Source organism: Alitabrizicola rongguiensis, assembly GCF_021491355.1.
Lineage (GTDB): Bacteria > Pseudomonadota > Alphaproteobacteria > Rhodobacterales > Rhodobacteraceae > Aliitabrizicola > Aliitabrizicola rongguiensis.
The window spans coordinates 366,303-383,246 of record NZ_JAKENF010000003.1 but is presented as its reverse complement, the minus strand read 5'-3'; the positions used below and the strand labels follow the sequence as shown (position 1 = coordinate 383,246).

Here is a 16,944-nt window from a genome sequence, read left to right as displayed (position 1 = left end):
TGGCGCTCAGACCCGCCCCAGCTTCGCTTCGCGCGCCGCGCGCAGCCGGGCAAAGTCATCGCCGGCATGATAGGAAGACCGCGTCAGCGGAGTGGCCGAGACCATCAGAAACCCCTTGCCGAGCGCCGCTTTCTCGTAGGCGGCGAATTCCTCCGGCGTCACGAAACGATCCACGCGGTGATGCTTCGGTGTCGGCTGAAGGTATTGACCGATGGTCAGGAAATCGACATCCGCCGCGCGCATGTCATCCATCACCTGCAGTACCGCCTGCCGGTCCTCGCCGAGGCCAACCATGATCCCCGACTTGGTGAACATCGACGGGTCGAGGTCCTTCACCCGCTGCAGGAGCCGCAGCGAGTGGAAGTAGCGCGCACCGGGGCGAACCTCCGGGTAAAGGCCGGGCACGGTTTCAAGATTGTGGTTGAAGACATCCGGCCGCGCCTCGACCACGGTTTCCAATGCAGACGCCTCGCATTTCAGGAAATCGGGCACCAGCACCTCGATCGTGGTCCCGGGCGCGCGGTGGCGGATCGCACGGATCGTCTGGGCGAAATGCTCGGCCCCGCCATCTTCCAGATCGTCGCGGTCGACGCTGGTGACCACGACATGCTTGAGGCCCAATTGCGCCACCGCATGGGCGACGCGGCCGGGCTCGAAGGCGTCGAGCGTCTGCGGCTTGCCCGTCGCGACGTTGCAGAAGGTGCAGCCGCGGGTGCAGATCTCACCCATGATCATCATGGTGGCGTGACCCTGGCTCCAGCACTCGCCGACATTTGGGCAGCCCGCTTCCTCGCAGACTGTGACCAGTTTCTGCTCGCGGATGATGTCGCGGGTTTCCTTGTAGCCCTGCGAGACCGGCGCCTTGACCCGAATCCAGTCCGGTTTCTTCGGCTGGGCATTGTCGGGGCGATGCGCCTTTTCGGGATGGCGTTCGGACGGGATGTTCAGGTCGCGCAAGGGCTGTCCTCGTCTCGGCATGGATTTCCTTTCACATAGGCGCAATCCGATGCCTAGGCAATCCAGCGAGCCGGGGCGGCGCCGGGACCGAGGCACAGCACCAGCGAGAATCCGGCAACATTCCCAAGATTTCTGGGGAATTGTTGCATTTCGCGCAGAGCTTTAGACAAAAGCCGCCGTATCCTCAGTGCGTTTCAGGCAGACGGCCGGCTGACCGCCGACCATTCAACACGGGCGAAGCGACGCCTGAAGTCAACCGCAAGTCGCTCAGAGGAGGGAACATGTCGAAGAAACTTGTCGCAGAGATGATCGGAACGATGATTCTGGTCCTGTTTGGCTGCGGAGCTGCCGTTATCGGCCAGAAGGTCGTTGGCGCTGACGGCGTGATGGTCGGAATCGGCTATCAGGGAATTGCGCTGGCCTTTGGCCTGTCCATCGTCGCAGCGGCCTATGGGATCGGCGCCATTTCAGGGGCACATCTGAACCCGGCCGTGTCGCTCGGGATGGTGACAGCGGGGCGAATGAGCGTCGGCGAGTTCGTCGGATACGCGATCGCGCAGGTCGCCGGTGCAATCCTTGGAGCGCTGATCCTCTACGTCATCGCTAGCGGCTCCCCCGGCTGGGGCGGCGGAATGGGAACGAACGGCTGGGGCGAAGGCTACGGCGGCGGCTACAGCATGGGTGCGGCGCTCGTCTTTGAAATCGTGATGACGTTCATCTTCGTCACCGTCATTCTTGGCGCGACCGGCCCCGGTGCGGCGGCGGGATTTGCGGGCCTGGCAATCGGTCTGACGCTGGCGGCAATCCACCTTGTCGGTATCCATGTGACCGGCGTCTCGGTGAACCCGGCGCGATCGATCGGTCCGGCCCTATTTGAGGGCGGTCGCGCGATTTCGCAGCTCTGGCTGTTCATCGTCGCACCGCTGATCGGTGGCGCCATTGCCGGCGCGCTTTATGCCGCCGGCGTAACCCGAGCCGATAGCTGACACTTGCCCGGAAACCCGAGGGGCGCGCGGTCCGACCGCGCGCCCCTTTTTCGTTGCAGACGGTTCATCCGATCAGCGGCCCCGACCGGCCATAGGTTTCGTCATAGTGCCGCTTCAGCCGCTGCAGGGCGATCCGCAGCACGATCTTGCCAGAGCGCGCCGACCAGCCCAACCTCCGCTCGGCCGCTTCCAGGCCTTCGAGGAAACAGCAGCAGCGCAGGACCATGTCGCCAAGGCCCGGGCCAAGATCGCGCGGCGCCGCCGCAACCCGGTCGCGCGCCTTGCGCGATCCGTCGCTGCCGCCACTCTCGGCAGCAAAGCTGCCTCGGTCGCCCGCCGTCAGGAACCGGTCCCAGTTCTGGGCCACCCGAGGACCCATCTGCGCCAGTTCGAAATCCTCCCGCAGTCGCTCGGCCGCCGCGACCAGGTCCGGTCCAAGGAAGGGTTCGCCGCCGCGGTCCTTTCGCCGACCCAACAGGGCAACGGGACTTTCGGCCATGTTGTAGCGGATGCGACGCGGACCCTCTGCGCCGGGCTCGATCCGATCGGTCATCTCGCGATGCTGGGCGGCATAGGGCGACTGGGCCTCTGCAAGGCCGCCCTGCGCCTCGCCCATGAGCCGCTTGAGCGCCGCCCGGCCGACCGAAGTGATCTCGTACTGGGCAACGCGCCCCGGCTTGCGGCAACGCACCCAATCACGCAGCGCATAGGTCTCGGCCGACGCCCGCTCGACCACGCCTGTCCGGACCTGCTGCCCGTCGGGCATGGCGCGCAGGATCACCGCCATCTCCATGTCGGGCGCCACGACCAGTGTTGCGCCCGGCTCGGCCAGTCGCCGCAGGACCCGGCGGATTTCAAGCTGCGAGGCGGGATCGTCGGCCTGCATCGATGTTGGGCGGATCGGGGCTGACATGGGTTCGGCTTCCTTCCATGCTGGGGCAGAGTTCCGGCGGTTGCTGCCACGCCCGAGCGCGGCAAGCCCTCCGTCTATAAGCGGATCGTCGCGGCGGTTTTCGTATCGTCGGACCTGGCGGAGAACGGTCGAGGCGGCGCACCCCTTGCTGCGTGCGAGTTCCCGCAGCGAGACGCCATCCTCGATATGGCCGATATAGGATCGCACCGCCTCGGGCAGCCAGGGAGGCAACATGCTTGCCGCGCCCTGACCCGGCGTCCCGCCGGGGTTGAGGGCCACCGCGCCGGTCGACAGTCTGCCCTGACGATTTTCAACTTCTGGGTGCATTTCTTACCGAGGCGTTAACGATGCAACTTCCTCGGATAATTGTTTACAAAACCTAAACTATCCTCACGGTTGCGCGCGGCGAAACAATCCGAAACGCAACGCAGGGTTGTATTCCCCTAGGATGCAATCCTCTTGCGAATGGAGGATTCGATGACCGATCTGTGCAGCCTGCTCGCCACCCTGCAACGCCCGCGGCTTCTGATCCGGGCGGCCCGCCTGGGACTGGTCGACTATCGCCGCGACCGCGATCTGCGCCGGCTCATCGGGACTCCCGAGGCGCCCTCTCCCGATGTGAGCGTGCCGCGGCTGATGTCGGAAGAGGCACGGCTGGAAAGCATCCGTCGCGCCGGAGATGCCGCCTACAGCTTCTCGCGGCACATCGAAATCCTCATCGCCCTGATCGCCGAAGCCAGGCTCCTGCCGCGCGACGCCAGCGTCTAACAATGCGAAAGGGGCGGCCCGATGGACCGCCCCTGACTTTGCCGGGCGCCTTGCCGCTTCAGATGAAGGCGTCGGGCATCGATTCCTTCTTCTGCGCGACATAGGCGTGCAGCGCCTCGCGGACGCCCTCGTCCAGATCAGGCGCCTGGTAGTCGCCGAGAAGTTTCTTCACGCGCTCGTTGGCCAGCGTCTGGGTATCGCGCGCGCCTTCCTCTTCCCAGGTCTCGTAGGGCTTGTAGTCCAAAAGGTCAGTCCGCCAGAACGCGGTCTTGAAGTTTGCCTGCGTATGCTCGCAGCCCAGATAGTGCCCGCCCGGGCCGACTTCGCGGATCGCATCCATGCCCTGCCCGTTCTCGTCCATCTCGACGCCCTTGGCGAGGTGATGCAGGCAGCCGAGCTGGTCGGCATCCATGACGAACTTCTCATAGGACGACACGAGGCCGCCCTCCAGCCAGCCGCAGGCATGGAGCATGAAGTTCACGCCGGCGAGCAGCGCCATGTTGAGCGAGTTCGCGGTTTCATAGGCAGCCTGCGCGTCGGGCAGCTTCGAGCCGCAGAAGGCCCCGCCCGAGCGATAGGGCAGCCCCAAACGGCGGGCAAGCTGGCCCGCTCCGTAGGTGATGTGAGCGGCTTCCGGCGTGCCGAAGGTCGGCGCGCCCGAGTTCATGTCGATCGAGGTCACGAAGGCGCCCATGATGACCGGCGCGCCAGGCCGCACGAGCTGGCTGTAGGCGACACCGGCCAGGCATTCCGCCATCACCTGCGTCAGCGTGCCCGCGACCGTCACCGGCGCCATCGCGCCGCCGACGATGAAGGGCGAAATGATCGCGGCCTGATTGGCCTTCGCATAGACTTCCAGCGCGCCCATCATGATCCCGTCGAAGGTCATCGGCGAGTTGATGTTGATGAGGCTGGTCATCACCGTGTTCTGGTCGACGAAATCCGACCCGAACAGTATCTTGGCCATCTCGACCGAATCCGCCGCGCGGCTGGGTTCGGTGACCGAGCCCATGAACGGCTTGTCGGAAAGCTCCATATGGGCCAGCAGCATGTCGAGGTGGCGCTTGTTCACCGGCACATCGGTCGGCTCGCAGACCGTGCCGCCCGAATGGTGAAGCCATTTCGACATGTAGCCGAGCTTCACGAAGTTGCGGAAATCCTCGATCGTCGCATAGCGGCGGCCGCCTTCCATGTCGCGGACGAAGGGCGGACCATAGACCGGCGCGAGGACAAGGCCCTTGCCGCCGATATGGACACTGCGCGACGGGTTGCGTGCATGCTGGGTGAAGCTTTTGGGCGCCGTCGAGCACAGCTTTCGTGCCAGGCCGCGGGGAATATGCACCCGCTCGCCCTTCACATCGGCGCCTGCGGCCTTCCAAAGTTCCAGCGCGCCGGGATTCTCGACGAAGTTGACGCCGATCTCTTCCAGCACCGTCTCTGCGTTGCGTTCGATGATCTCGAGCGCCTCGTCGTTCAGGATCTCGAAGTTCGGGATCTTGCGCTCGATATACTTCGCCACCTCGAAGCTGACAGCCGTCCGCTCCGCGCGCCGCGCCGAACCGCCGCCACCCCGGGCCCGACGCCCTGACACCTGATCGCTCATCTTAGCCTCCAGTCGCTTTTGCGCCTTATGCGCCGTCAACGCCGCCCCGCCTTCGGGAAATACGGCGCTTGGAACCCAAAAACGACATGTGCTAGCTTCTGCAGCGACATGACCCCCGCCGATCCGATGCTGGAAGCCTACCTCGCGCGTATCGGCCTGACGATGCCGCTTCAGGCCGATCTGGAAAGCCTTCAGGCCTTACACCGGGCACAGGGAATGACGGTTCCCTACGAATCAATCGACGTCTTCACGGGTCAGCCAGTCACGCAGGACATCGGCGCAATCCAGCGGAAGATCATCGAGGGCCAGCGCGGCGGCTGGTGCTACGAGACGAACGGGCTGCTGGCCTGGGCACTCGGGAGGCTGGGGTTTCAGGTCCGGCGCGCGATGGCAGCGGCCTACAATCACCAGATGGCAGAAGATTCACTCGGCAACCATGTCGTCGTGATCGTTACTCTGGACGAAGTGGACTGGCTCTGCGACCTCGGCCTCGGCGATGCGCTGCGCGCGCCGATCCCCATGCACGAGGGCCTGCACCACGACGGGCCGCTGACCTTTCGAATGGAACGGCTGGAGGACGGGACCTTTCGGTTCTGGAACCACGCTGCGGGCGATCCGTCCAATTTCGTAGTCGATCCCGGCCCGGCGGACGAGGCGCGGATCGCCCGGAAACATGCACAGCTTCTCGCCGACCCGGCTTCCTCGTTCCGCCAGAACTTTCAGGTCATGCAGATGAAAGCTTCGGGCTCGACCGTAATCTACGGCCGCGTCCTGCGCCGCACGACCCCCGAAGGCGTTACCAAGACCCTGATCGAAGGACCGGAGGCGCTTGAGCGGCTGCTCGACGCCGAGTTCGGTCTTCGCGGCATCGCAGTCGAGCCGCTCTGGCCGCGCATCCTCGCCCGCCATGCCGCCGTCTTCGGCGATCCGGAAGCGCAACCGGACTAAGCCTTCCTTCGGGCGTCTCTGGCCCCTTGCACTTCTCCATCCCCTTGGCTACCGAGGCCCATGACCCATCACGAGCGCCTCCTCATCATCGATTTCGGCAGCCAGGTCACCCAGCTGATCGCGCGCCGTCTTCGGGAACTGCATGTCTATTGCGAGATCCATCCGTTCAATCGGGTGGACGATGCCTTCCTGCGGGACTTTGCCCCGAAGGCCATCATCTTCTCCGGCGGCCCGGCCTCGGTCTTCGAGGACGGCGCCCCGATGCCGCCCAAGGCTGCCTTCGAGGCGGGCGTTCCGATCCTCGGCATCTGCTACGGCCAGCAGGCGATGATGCATTGCCTTGGCGGCAAGGTGGAACGCGGCCATGGCACCGCGGAATTCGGTCGGGCCTTCGTCACCCCGGTCGAGGCGAAACTGTCGCTGCTCGACGGCTGGTTCGAGGATGGCGGGCGCGAGCAGGTCTGGATGAGCCACGGCGACCATGTCTCGGAAATCGCTCCGGGATTCGAGGTCTATGGCACCTCGCCGAACGCCCCCTTCGCCATCACCGCGGACCCGGTGCGGCAGTTCTTCGCGGTGCAGTTCCACCCCGAAGTCCACCACACCCCCAAGGGCGCAAAGCTTTACGAGAACTTCGTCCGTCTGGCCGGCTTCAAGGGCGACTGGACCATGGGCGCCTATCGCGAGGACGCGATCGCCAAGATCCGCGAACAGGTGGGCGACCAGAAGGTGATCTGCGGCCTTTCGGGCGGCGTGGATTCCTCCGTCGCGGCCGTGCTGATCCACGAGGCGATCGGTGACCAGCTGACCTGTGTCTTCGTCGATCACGGTCTGCTCAGGAAGGGCGAGGCCGAGCAGGTCGTCACCATGTTCCGCGACCACTACAACATGCCGCTGATCCATGCCGACGAGTCGGAGCTGTTCCTGACCGCATTGGAAGGCGTCACCGACCCGGAAGTGAAGCGCAAGACCATCGGGCGGCTGTTCATCGAGGTGTTCGAGAAGCACGCGAAATCCGTGGGCGGCGCGACCTTCCTGGCGCAAGGCACGCTCTACCCCGACGTGATCGAAAGCGTCAGCTTCTCCGGCGGGCCCTCGGTCACCATCAAGTCGCACCACAATGTCGGCGGATTGCCCGAGAAGATGGGCATGAAGCTGGTCGAACCGCTGCGCGAACTGTTCAAGGACGAGGTCCGCGCGCTTGGCCGTGAACTTGGCCTGCCCGACAGCTTCATCGGTCGCCACCCCTTCCCCGGCCCCGGCCTCGCCATCCGCTGCCCCGGCGAGATCACCCGCGACAAGCTCGAGATCCTGCGCAACGCCGATGCGGTCTTCATCGACCAGATCCGCCGCCACGGGCTATACGACGCGATCTGGCAGGCCTTCGTCGCGCTCCTGCCGGTCAAGACCGTTGGCGTCATGGGCGACGGTCGGACCTACGACTATGCCTGCGCGCTGCGCGCGGTGACGAGCGTCGACGGCATGACCGCCGACTACTACCCGTTCAGCCACGAATTCCTTGGCGAAACCGCGACGCGGATCATCAACGAGGTCCGCGGCATCAACCGGGTGACCTACGACATCACCTCGAAGCCACCCGGCACGATCGAGTGGGAGTGACTGTCTGTCGGCCAATCTGGCCAAGACAGCCGACCTGCGCATAAGCACCAGCCGCTTGCCGGTAGCACTGCAGCTTAAGCAGTGGGCGGCAGCGTTGCGACGGTCGATGGACACACGCGCGCTGAGAAGCCCAAGAAGCGATCTGGAATCTCGACAGCTTAAGCAAGTGGCACCCCAAGACGCATCGTCTGGCGAAAGAAGTTGATTGTTCTCCGTTCTGCAACGGCTCGTTGTTTTCAATTCTGTTGCCAGAATCCGTTCATGAAGTTTATGTAACGTTTTTATGACGGTTCGTTGCTGTTTGGTTTTTCGTGGTCGGTTAGAGTGTCAAATTCCCTTTTTCGAAGCCTGTGTTTTGTGTTTTTGAGCCTTTGGCTTATCAGCGTGGCACAGGACATTGTCGTTTGGATTTCACCTGACATCATAGGGCCGGTCAGAAAGGCCCGCTTCGACGTAAACTCCGAGCGCTCGTTCTATACTTGGCTTTCGAGTTGCACGCTGTTCGTCGCCGGGATTCTCAGCTTCTTGCAGACGGAACTGCACCGGGATGACCGCAAGATGCGGGTCTACTGGTCGGCCCTGGGGGTCATCTTCATCCTGCTGTCGGCAGATGAAGCCATGTCATTCCACGAAAAGCTTGGCCAGTTCGTTCCGCATTCACACAACGCCGGTCTCTTGACCTACGCCTGGGTCATTCCAGGGATGGCCTTCGTCCTTGTTGTCGGCCTGTCGTTCGTGCGCTTTCTGTTGAACCTCCCTGCTCGCGAGCGGCTGCTCCTGATCCTGTCAGGGGCAATCTTCGTGTCTGGCGCAATCGGAATGGAGATGATCGCCGGTAATCTCGAAGATAACGGTATGCTGGACACGTTCACCTATCGGATCGCTTCCAACTCGGAGGAAGCGTTGGAAGTGATTGGCGTCCTGCTTTTCGTTCGCGTTCTCCTGACCCGCCTTCAGCGTCGCGCGGCCGGTCAGGACGGCCAGCGGACGTCGATGAATTTCCGGGCAACCGCCTGATTTTGCGTCCATCTCGCCCAGGGGCTGCAGATACTGCCGATCTGACGTAGCGGCAATAACCGATCGCGCAGCCCGCAACAGCCAGAGCTTTGCCACCAAGGTTGACGCACCCCTTCCTGTTCGACATACCGGATCAAAATGGCGCCCGCTTTCGAGGCGCGAACGATCAGGGGAGGAGTGATGAACGTCCTTTTGGGACTGTCCCGGGCCATTGACCGGTTCAACGAGGTTGTCGGCAAGGCCATGGGATGGCTGATCCTGCTGGCCATCCTTATCAGTGCAAGCAATGCGGTCGTCCGCAAGGTGTTCAGCACCTCGTCGAATGCCTGGCTGGAAGCGCAGTGGTATCTGTTTGGCGCGGCGTTCCTGCTGGCCTCGGCCTACACGCTGAAACAGAACGAGCATATCCGCATCGACATCGTCTATGGCATGTGGTCGCGGCGCACCCAGCACTGGATCGACCTGTTCGGTCATGTCGTCTTCCTGATGCCTTTCTGCCTGCTGATGATCTACTACCTGACCCCCTGGGTGGCGTCGTCCTACCGCTCGGGTGAGGTTTCGACCAATGCCGGCGGTCTGGTGATCTGGCCGGCCAAAGGGCTGCTGCTGGTCGGATTCGTGCTGCTGGCGCTCCAGGGTCTGTCCGAGATCATTAAGAAAATTGCGGTGATGCGCGGTCTGATCCCCGATCCGACTCCCTTCGTCTCGGCCCACGAGGCCGCCGAACTGGAAGGCAAGGCGCTGGTCGAGGAGATCTCGAAATGATGGAATTCATCGCGCTGAACATGGCACCCATCATGTTCGCCGCGCTCGTGGTCTTCCTGCTGCTCGGCTATCCGGTGGCGTTTTCGCTGGCGGCGAACGGGCTCCTGTTCTTCATCATCGGGGTCGAGCTTGCGCCGCTGTCGAACGGCTCGATCACGCTTGACTGGCCATTGCTCAACACTCTGCCAAGCCGGTTCTGGGGGGTGCTCTCGAACGAGACCTTGCTGGCCATCCCCTTCTTCACCTTCATGGGGATCGTCCTTGAACGATCCGGCATGGCCGAAGACCTGCTCGACACGGTCGGGCAGCTGTTCGGGCCGGTTCGCGGCGGTCTTGCCTATGCGGTCATCATCGTCGGCGCGCTGCTGGCGGCTACGACCGGCGTCGTGGCGGCCAGCGTCATCGCCATGGGTCTGATCTCGCTGCCGATCATGCTGCGTTACGGCTATGACCGGCGCGTGGCTTCGGGCGTGATCGCTGCCTCGGGCACGCTGGCGCAGATCATCCCGCCGTCGCTCGTGCTGATCGTTCTGGCCGACCAGCTGGGCCGGTCGGTCGGCGACATGTATACGGCGGCGATGATCCCGGGTCTCGTCCTGACCGGGCTTTACATGCTCTACATCTTCCTGACTTCGATCTTCCGCCCCTCCTACGTGCCGGCCCTGCCGGTCGAGGCGCGGACGCTTGGCTCGGGGGTGACATCGCTGCTGGTCGCGCTGCTCTTCTGCGTGGCGGTCAGCTACGCGGCACACAAGATGCTCTATGCCACCCATGGCGCGGACGCAGACATCCTCGGCGCGACGATCGGCGTGGCGATCATCTACATCGTCGCGCTGGTGGACAAGGGAATGAAGCTCAACCTGATGTCGCGCCTTGCGCAGCAGGTCATCATCGTGCTGATCCCGCCGCTCGCGCTGATCTTCCTGGTTCTTGGCACCATCTTCCTCGGTATCGCCACACCGACCGAGGGCGGCGCCATGGGGGCCGTGGGCGCGCTGATCCTTGCCGCCATGAAGGGACGGCTGAACCTAGGCGTCGTGACGCAGGCGCTCGCGGCAACGACCCGGCTTTCTGCCTTCGTCATGTTCATCCTGCTCGGCGCACGGGTCTTCTCGCTGACCTTCTACGGGGTCAACGGCCATCTTTGGGTCGAACACCTGCTGGTCTCCCTGCCGGGTGGCGAGATCGGCTTCCTGATCGTCGTCTCGATCCTCGTCTTCCTGCTGGCCTTCTTCCTGGACTTCTTCGAGTTGGCCTTCATCATCGTTCCGCTGCTCGCCCCCGCGGCCGAGCGGCTGGGGATCGACCTGATCTGGTTCGGCGTGATCCTGGGCGTGAACATGCAGACGTCCTTCATGCACCCACCCTTTGGCTTTGCCCTGTTCTACCTGCGCTCGGTCGCCCCAAGATCGTCTTTCATCGACAAAGTGACGGGCAAGAGGACAGACGGCGTGACGACCGGGCAGATCTACTGGGGGGCGGTGCCCTTCGTCATCATCCAGATCGTGATGGTCGGACTTGTCATCGCCTTCCCGCAGATGGTGATGCACTACAAGGGCAAGCCGGTGGACACGTCGAACGTGACCATCACCCTGCCGCAGATGCCGTCGCTCGGCGGCGGACTGGGCCAACCCGGCGCGCTTCAGCCCGGCGGCCTAGGCCAGCCCGGTGCACTGCAACCCGGCGGCCTTGGTCAGCCGCCCGGCCTGCAACCCGGCTCGGCACCCGACGCAGGGGCAGCACCGGCCACGAACAGCCTCGGTCAGCCAGGCGCCCTGCAGCCAGGCGCCCTGCAGCCAGGCGCCCTGGGCCAGCCGCCGGCGGCCCTGCAGTCCGGTGGCACGACGACACCCTGACCTGCTGCGCAGGAACAAAAAACCCCGGAGCCAGCGCTCCGGGGTTTTCCTTTTGCGACCCGGGATCCGGGATCAGAGCTTGCCGGCGTTGGCCTGCAGCATCATGAAGGTGTCGTAGTTGTATTCGGCGATCTGCGTCCAGGTGAAGTAGTCCTTGCGGAACGCCTTGATCGACCCCCAGAGCTTGGCGAAGTTGGCGTTGGTCGCCTCCATCTCGGCATAGACCTCGTTGGCGGCATTGAAGCAGGCTTCGAGGATCGCCGGGCTGAAGGGCCGCAACTGCACGCCATTGCCGACCAGGCTCTTGATCGCGGTCGGGTTCTTCCAGTCGTACATCTGCAGCATGTTCGCATCGACGCCCTGGCAGACCGAGCGCAGGAGCGACTGGTAGGCCGGGGGCAGACCCTCATAGGCGGCCTTGTTGAACATGAAGTGGACGGTCGGGCCGCCTTCCCACCAGCCGGGATAGTAGTAGTAAGGTGCGACCTTGTAGAAGCCGAGCTTTTCGTCGTCGTACGGCCCCACCCATTCGGCCGCGTCGATGGTGCCCTTTTCCAGCGCCGGATAGATGTCGCCGCCGGCGATCTGCTGCGGCACGACGCCGATCTTCTCCATCACCTTGCCAGCGAAGCCGCCGATCCGGTACTTGAGGCCCTTCATGTCCTCGACGGTGTTCACTTCCTTGCGGAACCAGCCGCCCATCTGCACGCCGGTGTTACCGCCCGGATAGGCGACGATGTTCGAGCCCGCCAGGAACTCGTTGTAAAGGTCGATGCCACCGCCGTGATACTGCCAGGCATTGATGCCGCGGGCGTTCAGCGAGAAGGGAACCGCTGCAGCCACGGCCCAGGTCGGGTCCTTGCCCCAGTAGTAGTAGCCGACGGTGTGGCAGGCTTCGATATTGCCAGCCGAAACCTCGTCAGCGGCCTGCAGGCCGGGAACCAGTTCGCCAGCCGCGAAAACCTGGATCGTGAAGTTGCCGTCGGTTGCTTCGGACACGCGCTTGGACAACACCTCTGCGGCCCCGAAGATGGTGTCGAGCGACTTGGGGAAAGACGAAGTCAGGCGCCAGGTCACCTTGGGGGTGCTTTGCGCAACTGCCGGAGCAGCAAGAGCAGAGGCAGCCGCCGCGGCGGCACCGCCCACGGTCGCCTTGGTCAGGAAAGATCGACGATCCATACGGTACTCCCTTTACGTTGGATGGAACCGGAAGCTCACGATCCCCCTCGACCGCGAACAACCCGGTGCAAACCCTTGCATGGGAATGTGAATCTGTCTAGCACCTCGCATCAAAAGTTACGCAGGGTCCACCTGCCGACCGGCGCCGTTTCACTGCCAAACAAACGAGCATTTGCCTAAGTGCAGGGCGCCCGAACCCCTTCGAGGCCTGGCATGATGCGCAGGACGGGGGCGATCGGCGGCGCCGGAACTTTCGGTACCCGGTGAAGCCCGGCTGGACAATCGACCGTCACGCAGCGCAGATGGGGCCGAGAGGTCCCGCCTGATGCCACAAGCCTACCGCCCGCTCGCCGCCGCCGCCTGGATGTCGGGCTCTATCCTGTCCTTTTCGTCGATGGCCATCGCCGGTCGCTCGCTCGCGCGGACGCTCGACACGTTCGAGATCATGACATGGCGGTCCCTGATCGGTTTCGTGCTGGTGGTCGTGATCGGCGGACTGTCGGGACGACTGAACGAGGTGCGAGTCAACCGGATCGGAACGCATCTGGTCCGCAATGTCTTCCATTTTGCCGGGCAGAACCTGTGGTTCTGGTCGCTCACCATGATCCCGCTGGCGCAGGTCTTCGCGCTGGAATTCACCTCGCCGCTCTGGGTCATCCTACTGTCGCCCCTTCTCCTGGGAGAGCGGCTGACACCGGCACGGGCGGGCTCCGCTGCATTGGGCTTTGCGGGTGTTCTGATCGTCGCGCGACCGGACATCACGCATGTCGATCCCGGCGTCCTGGCCGCGGCGGCATCGGCGATCGGCTTTGCCGGATCGGCCATCTTCACCAAGCGGCTGACCCGGTACGAACAGGTCATCTCGATCCTCTTCTGGCTGACGGTCATGCAGGGCCTGTTCGGGTTGGCCCTGTCTGCCGCCGACGGGGATGTCACCGTGCCCGGCCTCGCCGAAGCTCCAGCGCTGCTGGTCGTCGGCGCCGCCGGGGTCATCGCGCATTTCTGCCTGACAAAGGCGCTGACCCTTGCCCCTGCCTCGGTCGTGATCCCGATCGACTTCATCCGCCTGCCCGTGATCGCCGTTGTCGCCATGCTGCTGTACGGCGAACCGCTCGATCCTGCCGTCTTTCTGGGCGCGGGGATCATCTGTCTGGCGAACTGGCTGAACATCCGGTCGGAAATCCGTCGCCAGAAAGTCGCGTCGTAACGTCACGAACGCGTTACGTCGGGTCAGTCGTTGACGGGAATCCGCGGCGTTTCGTAGCGTCCCGGTTGAACCTGGCCAGCAGTCGGGATCGTTCTTGGGGAGGAGACATGACGAAGAAACGGGTGGCACTTGCTGCCACGGCGGCCATTGCACTGCCGGCAATCGCATCGGCAGGTGGTGTCGACCGCTCGCCGCAATCGGCCTTCATCCTGTATGAAGGAAAGGACTACGCGGAATTCACGATCGGGATGCTCAGCCCGGATGTTTCGGGTGTCGCGTCTCCCGTTCTGGGTGGCAGGTCGTCGGGCGAAGTCCTGACCGACTATACGCTGGTCAATGCCGGGGTGAACTGGGCGATCAACGACAAGCTCAATTTCGCCTTCATCATCGACAAGCCATTTGGCGCGAATGTCGATTATCCGCTCGGTACCGGCTATTTCGCGCAAGGCACTCTGGCCGAGCTCGACACCGTGTCCTACACCGCCCTCGCCCGTTACAAATTTGCTTCGAATATCAGTGTGTTTGGCGGCTTGCGGTACCAAACCCTCAATGCGAACGCGACCATTCCCTTCGTTGCGAACTACTCCATCGATGCTCCGAGAGAGGGCGCATGGGGCTATGTGCTTGGCATTGGCTGGGAAAAACCCGAGATCGCGGCCAAGGTCGCGCTGACATACAACTCTGCCATCGACTATGACCTGACAACGAACGAGGCCTCGGCCTTCGGCAAGTTGAGCAGCACAGCGCCCGTGACCACTCCTCAGTCCGTGAACCTCGAGTTCCAGACCGGGATCGCCGCCGACACATTGCTGTTCGGCTCGGTCCGTTGGGTGGACTGGGAACAGTTCGGCATCTCGCCCGAGATGTACAGCATGATCGCCGGTCAGCCGCTCGTCTCCTACAACGGGCCGACGACAACCTACACGATCGGTCTGGGTTACCGCTTCAACGACAACTGGTCTGGGGCGATCAGCTATGCCTACGACACCCCGCTTGATGGCTATACGTCGAACCTCAACCCGGTGAACGGCTACAATTCGATCGGTATCGCCGCGACCTACTCGGTGAACCAGTTCAAGATCACCGCAGCCGTTCGCTACTTTGACGTCGGCGATGCCCAGACCGCCGCAGGCAAGGTGGCCCCCGCCGGCACCTTCGATGGCAACAGCGCCATCGGCGCGGCCATCCGGATCGGCTACTACTTCTGACCTTCCGGGTTCCGTCCGCCAGCCGGGCGGAACCCGCAGTTTCCGGGTCGCGGCACCCGGTCCGCCCTGCTAGAGCAGGCGCATGACACCGCAGAAATCCATCTCGGCCCGGGCCTGGGCGGAGCTCCTTCTCCTCGCGATGATTTGGGGCGGGTCCTTCATTGCCAACCGCCTGGCCATCAACGAGATCGGCGTGCTTGGAACCGTAGCCTTCCGTGTGGCCGGCGCCTGCGCGCTCCTCTGGCTTTATGTCGCCCTGCGGGGATTGACCGTTCCGCGGTCGCCCCGCATCTGGGGCGCATTCCTCTTGATGGGCGCGCTGAACAACGCCATCCCCTTCTCGCTCATCACCTGGGCGCAGCTCACCGTCCCCTCTGGGCTGGCCGCAATCCTGAACGCCTCGACCGCGCTGATGGGCGTCGTCGTCGCCTCTGTCGTATTCCGGGACGAGCGGCTGACCGGGCGGCGGTTGGCCGGCGTGCTGCTCGGGCTGGCCGGCGTGACGGTGGTGATCGGCCTGCAGGCGCTGACTGCGCTCGACCTGACATCGGTCGCGCAACTTACGCTGCTTGTCGCGGCCCTGTCTTATGCCTGTGCGGCGGTCTGGGGGCGGCTCAACCTTTCGGGGCTGCCACCCCAGGTGGCGGCAGCGGGGATGCTGACGGGCTCGACGCTACTGATGTTACCCGCCGCCCTTCTGGTGGAGGGCGTGCCCCCCGGCCCTTCCGCGGGTACCTGGCTGGCGCTCGGCTATCTCGCGGTCGTATCCACGGCCGGAGCCTACCTGCTCTACTACCGCGTCCTGGCCCTCGCCGGCGCCGGGAACCTGAGCCTCGTGACACTGCTGACCGCACCCTTCGCGGTGATCCTCGGGGCCTTGGTTCTGGGCGAAAGCCTGCCCCTGCGCGACTATCTGGGCTTCGCGCTGATTGCGGCAGGGCTTGTGGTGATCGACGGGCGGATCCTGAACCTGGCGAAGATTCCGCGTGAAATCCAGCCGCCGGTTCGCTAGGACACGGGCGGAACCGGAGAGGCAGGCATGATCTACCAGTCGGCGGCGGAATGGCGGGCGGCGCGCGAGAAGCGCGTGCTGATGTTCGGGATGTCGGGGCTGGGCAAGACTTACCTCGCCAACATGCTGCGCGATCAGGCGCAGTGGTTCCACTACTCCATCGATTACCGCATTGGTACCCGCTACATGGGCGAATTCATCGCCGATAACTTCAAGCGCGAAGCGATGAAGGTTCCGCTCCTGCGCGAACTCCTGATGACGGACTCGGTCTATATCGCCTCCAACATCACCTTCGACAACCTCGCGCCGCTGTCGACCTATCTGGGCAAGCCCGGCGATCCGGCCAAGGGTGGCGTGCCGTTCGAGGAGTATTGCCGCCGGCAGGAGCAGCACCGGGTGGCCGAGATCGCGGCCCTTCTCGACACGCCGCGGTTCATCGCCCGGGCAAAGGATCTCTACGGCTATGACAACTTCGTCTGCGACTCCGGCGGGTCGATCTGCGAGGTGGTGAATCCCGAGGACCCGCAGGACCCGGTCATGCGGACGCTGTCGGACAATCTGCTGATGGTCTGGCTGAAGGGGTCCGAGGCGCACCGCGCCGAACTGATCCGTCGTTTCGACCGCGCACCGAAGCCGATCTATTACCAGCCCGACTTCCTCGCCCGGCTCTGGGGCGAATACCTGACCGAGCAGCGCCTGCCAGAGGATCGCGTCGATCCCGATGCCTTCCTGCGCTTCGCCTATGCCCGTCTGCTCGACCACCGCCAGCCTCGCTATGCGGCGATGGCCCGGTGGGGTGTGACCGTTACCGCAGAAGAGGTGGCAGAGGTGCGCAACGCCGTGGGCTTCACCGACCTGATCGCACGCGCCCTTGAGCGTCGTGGCGAAGACGCTTAAGTAACCGG

General features: G+C 63.9%; 15 protein-coding genes. 11 read left to right on the top strand and 4 right to left on the bottom strand.

What is annotated here, in order from left to right; all coding sequences use genetic code 11:
• Positions 1–6: 6 nt before the first annotated feature.
• On the bottom strand, positions 7–978 hold the full coding sequence (gene lipA, locus L0V05_RS13385; RefSeq protein ID WP_234871270.1) for a lipoyl synthase: 972 nt from the start codon (positions 976–978) through the stop codon (positions 7–9).
• Between the two features lie 260 nt (positions 979–1,238).
• Between lipA and aqpZ the strand changes: the two genes are divergently transcribed.
• Positions 1,239–1,943 carry an aquaporin Z gene (gene aqpZ / locus L0V05_RS13380; RefSeq protein WP_234871268.1) on the top strand — a complete coding sequence of 235 codons (705 nt, stop codon included), beginning with the start codon at positions 1,239–1,241 and terminating at the stop codon, positions 1,941–1,943.
• A gap of 64 nt (positions 1,944–2,007) precedes the next feature.
• Here aqpZ and L0V05_RS13375 read toward each other — a convergent pair whose 3' ends face one another.
• Positions 2,008–3,090: a DUF6456 domain-containing protein gene (locus tag L0V05_RS13375; RefSeq protein ID WP_234872191.1), complete on the bottom strand. Its 1,083-nt coding sequence runs from the start codon at positions 3,088–3,090 to the stop codon at positions 2,008–2,010.
• Positions 3,091–3,333: 243 nt separating this feature from the next.
• On the opposite strand from L0V05_RS13375, the gene L0V05_RS13370 reads away from it, so the two are divergent.
• The gene (locus tag L0V05_RS13370) at positions 3,334–3,624 is read left to right on the top strand and encodes a DUF6477 family protein (protein WP_234871266.1); all 291 of its coding nucleotides are present in this window, start codon (positions 3,334–3,336) and stop codon (positions 3,622–3,624) included.
• 58 nt (positions 3,625–3,682) lie between these two features.
• Here the strand turns inward: L0V05_RS13370 and L0V05_RS13365 are convergent, their stop codons facing one another.
• A complete protein-coding gene (locus L0V05_RS13365; RefSeq protein ID WP_234871264.1) occupies positions 3,683–5,227 on the bottom strand; it encodes a trimethylamine methyltransferase family protein in 1,545 nt (514 codons plus the stop codon).
• Between the two features lie 108 nt (positions 5,228–5,335).
• On the opposite strand from L0V05_RS13365, the gene L0V05_RS13360 reads away from it, so the two are divergent.
• From L0V05_RS13360 to L0V05_RS13340, 5 genes are all read left to right on the top strand, one after another.
• Positions 5,336–6,175 (top strand): arylamine N-acetyltransferase family protein, encoded by an 840-nt coding sequence (locus tag L0V05_RS13360; protein WP_234871262.1) that lies wholly within the window; start codon positions 5,336–5,338, stop codon positions 6,173–6,175.
• 60 nt (positions 6,176–6,235) lie between these two features.
• Positions 6,236–7,795: a glutamine-hydrolyzing GMP synthase gene (guaA, locus tag L0V05_RS13355; protein WP_234871261.1), complete on the top strand. Its 1,560-nt coding sequence runs from the start codon at positions 6,236–6,238 to the stop codon at positions 7,793–7,795.
• A 294-nt stretch (positions 7,796–8,089) separates the two neighbouring features.
• The gene (locus L0V05_RS13350; protein WP_234871259.1) at positions 8,090–8,812 is read left to right on the top strand and encodes a DUF8692 domain-containing protein; all 723 of its coding nucleotides are present in this window, start codon (positions 8,090–8,092) and stop codon (positions 8,810–8,812) included.
• A 180-nt stretch (positions 8,813–8,992) separates the two neighbouring features.
• Positions 8,993–9,577, top strand: a complete 585-nt coding sequence (locus tag L0V05_RS13345; protein WP_234871257.1) for a TRAP transporter small permease subunit — start codon at positions 8,993–8,995, stop codon at positions 9,575–9,577.
• Positions 9,574–11,433 carry a TRAP transporter large permease gene (locus L0V05_RS13340; protein WP_234871255.1) on the top strand — a complete coding sequence of 620 codons (1,860 nt, stop codon included), beginning with the start codon at positions 9,574–9,576 and terminating at the stop codon, positions 11,431–11,433. Before L0V05_RS13345 ends, L0V05_RS13340 begins: the two co-directional genes overlap by 4 nt.
• A 72-nt stretch (positions 11,434–11,505) precedes the next feature.
• Here L0V05_RS13340 and L0V05_RS13335 read toward each other — a convergent pair whose 3' ends face one another.
• Positions 11,506–12,612 carry a TRAP transporter substrate-binding protein gene (locus tag L0V05_RS13335; RefSeq protein WP_234871254.1) on the bottom strand — a complete coding sequence of 369 codons (1,107 nt, stop codon included), beginning with the start codon at positions 12,610–12,612 and terminating at the stop codon, positions 11,506–11,508.
• Positions 12,613–12,937: 325 nt separating this feature from the next.
• Between L0V05_RS13335 and L0V05_RS13330 the strand changes: the two genes are divergently transcribed.
• The 4 genes from L0V05_RS13330 (at position 12,938) to L0V05_RS13315 (ending at position 16,936) form a co-directional block, all read left to right on the top strand.
• Complete coding sequence (locus L0V05_RS13330; protein ID WP_234871252.1) at positions 12,938–13,819, top strand: DMT family transporter; 882 nt, start codon at positions 12,938–12,940, stop codon at positions 13,817–13,819.
• 107 nt (positions 13,820–13,926) lie between these two features.
• Positions 13,927–15,027, top strand: a complete 1,101-nt coding sequence (locus tag L0V05_RS13325; RefSeq protein WP_234871250.1) for an outer membrane protein transport protein — start codon at positions 13,927–13,929, stop codon at positions 15,025–15,027.
• Positions 15,028–15,109: 82 nt separating this feature from the next.
• Positions 15,110–16,039: a DMT family transporter gene (locus tag L0V05_RS13320; protein WP_234871248.1), complete on the top strand. Its 930-nt coding sequence runs from the start codon at positions 15,110–15,112 to the stop codon at positions 16,037–16,039.
• A 27-nt stretch (positions 16,040–16,066) separates the two neighbouring features.
• On the top strand, positions 16,067–16,936 hold the full coding sequence (locus L0V05_RS13315) for an ATPase (protein ID WP_234871246.1): 870 nt from the start codon (positions 16,067–16,069) through the stop codon (positions 16,934–16,936).
• Positions 16,937–16,944 lie beyond the last annotated feature (8 nt).